At 69.9% G+C, this 6,897-nt stretch carries 8 protein-coding genes; 1 reads left to right on the top strand and 7 read right to left on the bottom strand.

The window, feature by feature from the left end:
• The 4 genes from AC1DOC_RS12960 to AC1DOC_RS12945 all read right to left on the bottom strand — a co-directional run.
• Positions 1 to 451: enoyl-CoA hydratase-related protein (locus tag AC1DOC_RS12960; protein ID WP_478129894.1), on the bottom strand; the 451-nt coding region annotated here is incomplete at its 3' end.
• 58 nt (positions 452 to 509) lie between these two features.
• The gene (locus AC1DOC_RS12955) at positions 510 to 2,366 is read right to left on the bottom strand and encodes a M61 family metallopeptidase (protein WP_478129893.1); all 1,857 of its coding nucleotides are present in this window, start codon (positions 2,364 to 2,366) and stop codon (positions 510 to 512) included.
• Positions 2,366 to 3,088: a DsbC family protein gene (locus AC1DOC_RS12950; RefSeq protein ID WP_015867406.1), complete on the bottom strand. Its 723-nt coding sequence runs from the start codon at positions 3,086 to 3,088 to the stop codon at positions 2,366 to 2,368. The genes AC1DOC_RS12955 and AC1DOC_RS12950 overlap by 1 nt, the downstream gene beginning before the upstream one ends.
• 20 nt (positions 3,089 to 3,108) lie before the next feature.
• Positions 3,109 to 4,245, bottom strand: a complete 1,137-nt coding sequence (locus tag AC1DOC_RS12945) for an FAD-dependent monooxygenase (RefSeq protein WP_018906231.1) — start codon at positions 4,243 to 4,245, stop codon at positions 3,109 to 3,111.
• A gap of 97 nt (positions 4,246 to 4,342) precedes the next feature.
• Here AC1DOC_RS12945 and AC1DOC_RS12940 point away from each other — a divergent pair, with 97 nt between their 5' ends.
• Positions 4,343 to 5,224 (top strand): MOSC domain-containing protein, encoded by an 882-nt coding sequence (locus AC1DOC_RS12940; protein WP_412511921.1) that lies wholly within the window; start codon positions 4,343 to 4,345, stop codon positions 5,222 to 5,224.
• Positions 5,225 to 5,234: 10 nt separating this feature from the next.
• On the opposite strand, the gene rbsD is transcribed toward AC1DOC_RS12940, so the two are convergent.
• The 3 genes from rbsD to AC1DOC_RS12925 form a co-directional block, all read right to left on the bottom strand.
• Positions 5,235 to 5,633: a D-ribose pyranase gene (gene rbsD / locus AC1DOC_RS12935; RefSeq protein ID WP_015867403.1), complete on the bottom strand. Its 399-nt coding sequence runs from the start codon at positions 5,631 to 5,633 to the stop codon at positions 5,235 to 5,237.
• Complete coding sequence (gene rbsK, locus AC1DOC_RS12930) at positions 5,630 to 6,604, bottom strand: ribokinase (RefSeq protein ID WP_412511920.1); 975 nt, start codon at positions 6,602 to 6,604, stop codon at positions 5,630 to 5,632. Before rbsK ends, rbsD begins: the two co-directional genes overlap by 4 nt.
• The coding region (locus AC1DOC_RS12925; RefSeq protein WP_478129892.1) for a substrate-binding domain-containing protein at positions 6,601 to 6,897 on the bottom strand (297 nt) is incomplete at its 5' end. The genes rbsK and AC1DOC_RS12925, both read right to left, overlap by 4 nt.

The raw sequence follows: 6,897 nt of genomic DNA, 5'->3' as shown, positions 1-6,897 counted from the left end.
CGCGCGGCAGGCGCTGCGTGCCGCCGGCGCCGGGGATCACGCCGATCTTGATTTCGGGCTGGCCGAACTTGGCGTTGTCGGCCGCAATGATGAAGTCGCACATCATCGCCAGCTCGCAGCCGCCGCCCAGTGCAAAGCCGCTCACGGCCGCGATCACGGGCTTGCGGATCGAGCGGATGGTCTCCCAGTTGCGCGTGATGTAGTCGCCCTTGTAGGTGTCGATGAAGCTGTACTTGGCCATCGCGGCAATGTCGGCGCCGGCCGCAAAGGCGCGTTCGCTGCCGGTCAGGATGATGCAGCCGATGGCGTCGTCGGCATCGAAGGCCTTGAGCGCGGTGCCCAGCTCGGTCATGAGCGCGTCGTTGAGCGCATTGAGCGCCTTGGGCCGGTTGAGGGTGATGATGCCGACCTTGCCTGCTTCGGTCCGCACTTCGATGTTTTCGTAGCTCATGGGTGTCTCCAAGGGAAGGTGAAAACGCGATTCACTGTATACAGGCCATAGGCGCGGATCAGCGCCGCGCGCCCGGCGCGAGCCAGGCTGCGATCTTTGCGGCGTCGTGCGAGAACAGGCGCCAGGTGGTGGCGCCCTCCGGCAGCACCAGCGGCAGCCTCAGCAGCTTGCGGTCGCGCGCCACCAGCGCGGTGCAGCGGGTGGCGTCGCCGAGGTACAGCGCCAGGTCGTCGAGCTTGGCGATGCGCCAGGCCTGCGCGGGGCGCTGCTGGCCCTTGCGGCCGACGGCCGGCAGCTCGATGCCGATCCATTCGTCGTTGGCCGAGAAGCCGGCCTTTTCGGCGGCGCCGCCGCGCAGCACCACCTTGACCTGGACGCTTCCGTTGGCCTCGGCCACGCGCAGGCCCAGCGCCTGCGCCTGCTGCGACGGATCCTCGAGCGCAGCCACGCCATGCGCGCGCAGCAAATCTGCCAGCGGCAGCTCGTCGGTCGAGTGGATCCACTGCGCGATTTCCGCCGCATAGGAGCGGCCGCCCACGGCCTGGAGCGCCGCGGCCACGTCGGCTTCGCTGATCGGGCCGCCGCCGCCTTGGGTCCACAGGTGGCGCATCACGTCGTCGAGCGTGCCCTTGCCTTCGCGGCGCAAGCTGAGGTCGAAGCACAGCGCCACCAGCGCACCCTTGGTGTAGTAGCTGACGGTGCCGTTGGGCGTTTGCTCGTCCTGCCGGTAGTACTTGACCCAGGCATCGAAGCTCGCCTCGGCCACCGACTGCACGAGCCGGCCCGGCGTCTGCAGCACCTGGTTCACGGTCTTGTTGAGCAGGCGCAGGTAGCCCGCGTCGTCGATGCGGCCGGCGCGGCGCAGCAGCAGGTCGTCGTAGTAGCTGGTGAAGCCCTCGAAGAACCACAGCATCTGCGTGTAGTTCTCGCGGCTGTAGTCGTAGTGCGCGAACTCGGCCGGGCGCATGCGCTTGACGTTCCAGGTGTGGAAGTACTCGTGGCTGATGAGGCCCATCAGCGTGGTGTAGCCCTCGGGCTGCTTCTTCGCGCCGCGCTGGGGCAGGTCGCGCCGGTTGCAGATCAGCGCGGTGGAGTGCCGGTGCTCCAGCCCGCCGTAGCCGTCGTCCACCGCGTTGAGCATGAACACGTAGCGGTCGATCGGCAGCTTGGGGCCGCCTCGCTTGCCGGCCTTGTCTCCATGCCAGAAGCGGATCTCGGCTTCGCAGATGGCCTGGGTGTCGGCGATCAGGCGCTCGCCGTCGAACGAGGCAGCGGCACCTGCGATGACGAAGCGGTGCGGCACGCCGCAGGCCTCGAACTCGGCGCTCCAGAAGGGGCCCATCTCGACCGGGCTGTCGGCCAGCTCGTCGTAGCCAGCGGCCAGGTAGCGGCCGAAGCCATGCTTGTCGACCTTCGAGGGCACGAGCGCGGTGGCGCAAGACCAGCGCGCATCGTCGCCGGGCGGCAGGGYGGGCGCGGTGATGTCCAGCGCATGCGGCGCATCGGTCTGGCCCTCCACGCGCAGGCACAGGCTGGTGCCGTTGAAGAAGCCGCGGCCGGCGTCGAGCCAGGCGGTACGCACCGAGTTGTCGTAGGCGCAGACCTGGTAGTGCAGCACCAGCGGCTGGCCCGGCACGCAGTCGACCTGCCAGCTGCACTTGTCGAGCTGCGTCAGCGCGGGCTTGCGGCGTCCCTGCGTGGCGCGCAGGCCCTGCAGGTTCTTGGCGAACTCGCGCACCAGGTAGCTGCCCGGAATCCACACCGGCAGCGCCACGCGCTGCTGCGCGGCGGGGGCCTCGATGGTCAGGGTGACGGCGAAGAGGTGCGCATGCAGGTCGGCGCACTCGATGCGGTAGTGCACCGCGGCGGCCGGCGCAGCCGCTCGCGCGCGCCGGGAAACGGTCGGCGCGGCCATCAGTTGATGGAGGCGGCGAGTTGCTTCTCGACCTGGTCCGCGGGAATGGCGCCCGGCGTGCGGGTGCCGTCGCTGAAGATCAGCGTGGGCGTGCCGGTGATGTTGTACTTGCGCCCGAATTCCACGTTGCGCTGCAGGGCCGTGACGTCGCAGCTGGTTGCCGCGGTGGCGGGCTTGACGCTGGTTTCCATCCAGTCGCCCCAGGCCTTGCCCTTGTCCTTGCTGCACCAGATGTCGCGCGACTTGACGGCCGAATCGGGACCGAGCACCGGATAGAGGAACAGGTAGACGGTGACGTTGTCGACCGTCTTCATGTCTTTCTCGAAGCGCTTGCAGTAGCCGCAGTTCGGGTCTTCGAACACCGCCAGCTTGCGCTTGCCGCTGCCGCGCACGATCTTGATGGCGTCTTTCATGGGCAGCTTGTCGAACGAGACCTGGCTGAGCTTCTCGATGCGCTCCTCGGTCAGGTTCTTGCGCGCATTCACGTCGATCAGGTTGCCCTGCAGCAGGTAGTTGCCCTGCTCGTCGGTGTAGTAGATCTGGAAGCCGTTCACGCGCACTTCGTAGAGGCCCGGCAGCGGCGACTTGGTGACTTCGTCGATGGCCGGGAACTGCGGAATGCGCGCCGGAAGGTTCTTGCGGATCTCGGCCTCACCGGCCAGGGCCGTGGCGGCCGCAGCCAGCGTGCAGGCGGCGAGAAGAAGGTTGCGTGCGAGTTTCATGGGAAGTCCGGTCGATGGATTCATGCCTTCAAGCCCATCGCCTGGTTGGCGATCCAGTGCTTGAGGAGGCGCGTGCGGTCGAAGCCGCGCATGCCCCAGTTGCGCAGCGCGGGCAGGGGGCCCACGCTGTGCGAGAACAGCTGCTGCAGGCCGTCGGTGGCCAGGCTCATCTGCAGCACGTCGGCGCGGCGCGCGCGTTCGTAGCGGCGCAGCAGGCGCGGGTCGCCCACGCTGCGCCAGTACTCGCGCTGCCGGATCACGTCGGCCAGCATGGCCGCATCGGCGAGGCCCAGGTTGAGGCCCTGGCCCGCGAGCGGATGCACCGTGTGGGCCGCGTCGCCGGCCAAGGCCCACGACTGCGCGGCCGCGCCCTTCGCCTGCGGCAGGGTGCCGGTCCAGCGGTCGGCGATGGCGCGCGCGAGCGGCCAGGCGGCACGTTCGCTCGTGAGCCGAAGCGGTCCGAGCGCGCCATGGCTGGCTTCGCTCACCGCGGCGTTGAATTCCTCGTCGCCTTGCGCCAGCAGCGCGGGCGCGCGAAGCTGGTCGACCGACCACACCAGCGCCAGCGAACGGCCCTGCACGCCGCCCATCGGCAGCAGCGCCAGCACCTCGCCGGTGTCGTTGAACCACTGGCGCGCCACGCCGTCGTGCGGCTGCGCGGCTTCGAGCCGCGCCGCAATCGCATGCTGCGGATAGCGCGTGACCGCGTAGCTCACGCCGAGGGCGTCGCGCGTGGCGCTGGCCTTGCCTTCGCACACCACGGTGAGCGGCGCGGACACGGGCTCGGAAACGACTTCGACCTGGGGCTGGAAGCGCACCGCATCGGCCAGTTGCTGCTCGAGCGCCGGCACGTCGACGATCCAGGCCAGCGCATCGACCTTCTGCCGCACGGCGCTGAACTGCACGCGTCCGCCCTCGTCGCCGTGCACGAGCATCTCGCGCACCGGCGTGGCATGCGCCGCGTCGGGCCAGGCGCGCAGCGATTCGAGCAGGGTGCGGGAGGCGGTGTTGAGCGCATAGGCCCGGATGTCCTGCTTGCCGGCCGCGGCGGGCGGAACCACCAGCGCGACGCGCACTCGCTCGCGTGCGAGCAGCAGGGCCAGCGTGCGGCCCACGATGCCGGCGCCGCGAATGCAAACTTCAGGAGGGAGGGCCATCCGGCCATTGTAAGAACAAGCCCGTTCCCGGGCTGAGCCCCCGGCGGCCGATGCGGGACAATCGCTGCCCAATTCCAAGGAATCCAAGGAACCCCACGTGCCACAGCCCGCCTTCGACATTGAAGCCACCATTGCGCGCCTGTTCGTCTACCCCGTCAAATCGTGCGCGGGGGTCGAGCTTCCCGAGGCGCTGCTGACCGAGACCGGCCTGGAATTCGACCGCGCCTGGATGGTGGTTGACGCGCAGGGCGACTTCGTGACCCAGCGGCAATTGCCGCGCATGGCGCTGATCCGCCCGCAGATGAAGCACATGGAAGTGGTGCTGCGCGCGCCGGGCATGCTGGCCCTGCACCTGGCCTTCGACCGGGTCGAGAAGCCGGTGCGCGTGCGCGTCTGGAAGGACGAGGTCGCCGCCTACGACATGGGCGACATCGCCGCCCAGTGGTTCAGCGACTTCCTCTCCGAGCCGGGCAAGCCGCAGGCGTTGCGGCTGGTGCGCTTCGACCCCGAGCACAAGCGCCTGTCGAGCCTGCAATGGACCGATGGCGTCGAGGCGACGAACCAGTTCGCCGACGGCTTTGCGCTGCTGGTGGCCAGCGAGGGCTCGCTGGCCGAACTCAACGAGCGGCTGGCCGCCGCGGGCCACGACGCGGTTGGCATCGAGCGCTTCCGGCCGAACATCGTGCTGGCCGGCATCGAGTCGCACGACGAGGACCGGGTCGACGCGCTGCACGTCGCCACCGGCGGAGGCGAGGCCGAGCTCAAGCCGGTCAAGCCCTGCACCCGCTGCCCGATTCCCGACATCGACCCGGCCACCGCCACGAGCAGCCCGGAGGTCGGCGACATGCTGCGCACCTACCGCGCCGATCCGCGCGTCGACGGGCGCATCACCTTCGGCATGAACTGCATCGTGCTGCAGGGCGTGGAGCACATGCTCAAGGTGGGGCAGGCGGTGGGCGCGAACTACCGCTTCGAATAGCAGGCTCTATCTAGAAGGTCACGCCGGCGTACAGGACGATGTTGGCGTAGGGCGTGCATTCGCCCGTGCGGATCACCGCCTTGGCGCGCGCGCTCAGGCGCTTGAGTTCCTCGTGCGACACCGTCTCCGGCAGGGCGGCCAGCTGGCCTTCGCACCATGCCGGCAGCTGTCCCACCGGCAGCTGCCCGATGGCTTCGCGCGCGATCAGCGCGCGCTCCACCTGCATCTCCGAAAGCACGACCTTGAGCACGTCCGCGACCCGCGGAATCCCCGGCGTGAGCGCCAGGTCGATGCGCCGGGGGCCGTCCGGGATCGGCAGGCCCGCATCGCCGATGACCAGCATGTCGCCATGGCCCAGCGCGGCAATCACTTGCGAGAGTTCGGCATGCAGCAGGGCGGTACGTTTCACAGTGCGATCCAGTCGGGTGGCAGGGGGCTTTGCAGCACGGCGTCGCGCTGCGGAATGGAAGGCTGGGCGCCGGGCTGCTGGATGCACAGCGCGGCGGCGCGGATGCCCAGGCGCACGGCTTCGTCGAAGGACTGGCCCTCGCCCAGCGCCACGGCCAGCGCGCCCAGGAAGGTGTCGCCTGCGGCCGTGGTGTCGACCGCCTGCACCTGGGGCGCGGGATGGTGGCGCGCGCCATCGGCATCGATGGCCACGGCGCCGCGCGCGCCGAGCGTGACGACCACGCGCGCAATGCCCTTGGCGCGCAGGGCCTGGCCGGCCAGCGCGGCTTCCCGCGGGCTGTCGGCGGCCTGGCCGCACAGCGCCTCGGCCTCGATCTCGTTGACGACCAGCGTGTCGATGCGCGGCCACAGCGGCTCGGCGATCGGCTGCACCGGCGACGGGTTGAGCAGCACCTTGCAGCCCGCCTCGTGCGCCACCGAAATGGCGCGCGCGACCTGGTCCAGCGGTATCTCGAACTGCGTCACCAGGAAGGCCGCGCCCTGCAGCTGCTGGCGCAGCGCCGGCGCCTCGATCTCGGCCTGCGCGTTGGCGCCGGGAATCATCACGATGCGGTTCTGGCCGCCGTCTTCCACCAGGATCAGCGCGGTGCCCGTGGGCTCGCCGGGGCTGGTGCGCAGCGCGGCGGTGTCGATGCCGTCGCGCCCGAGCGCATCGCGCAGCGCCTGGCCGTGCGCGTCGTTGCCGACGCAGCCGATCATGCCGACGCGGCCGCCTTCGCGCGCGCAGCTCACGGCCTGGTTGGCGCCCTTGCCGCCCGGAATGTGGGCGATCGAATGGCCCAGCAGGGTTTCTCCCGCGGCCGGCGCATGCGGCACGCGCAGCACGATGTCCATGTTCAGGCTGCCGAGCACCACGATGCGCGGCGGCGGGGCGGCGCTGGAAGAAGAGAAGAAAGAAGGCGTCGAACTCACGGGGTGCGGGACTTTCGGCTTGGCGTGGAAGAGGAAGACGGCGCGGCGGCCTCGCGGAAGCTCGCGTGCCGCGCGGTCGAGGCGCGCACGCGCAGCTCGGGCTGCAGCACCACCTTGCGCGCATCGCGCCGCTTGCCGCCCACGCGCTCCAGCAGCATGTCGACCGCGAGCGCGCCGATGCGCTCCTTGGGCTGCGCCACGGTGGTGAGCGGCGGGCTGGTGTAGGCCGAGAGTTCGATGTCGTCGAAGCCCACGATCGAGAGCTCGTCGGGTAATCGAGAGCTCGTCGGGTA

Source organism: Variovorax sp. 01T439_2 (genome assembly GCF_056398445.1).
The sequence above is the reverse complement of the archived record's forward strand: the minus strand, read 5'-3'. Positions and strand labels throughout refer to the sequence as shown.

Coding starts and splice junctions, on each gene's coding strand:
- AC1DOC_RS12945 (WP_018906231.1), bottom strand. CDS start 4,245: ATGGCCCTCCCTCCTGAAGTTTGCATTCGCGGCGCCGGCATCGTGGGC.
- AC1DOC_RS12950 (WP_015867406.1), bottom strand. CDS start 3,088: ATGAAACTCGCACGCAACCTTCTTCTCGCCGCCTGCACGCTGGCTGCG.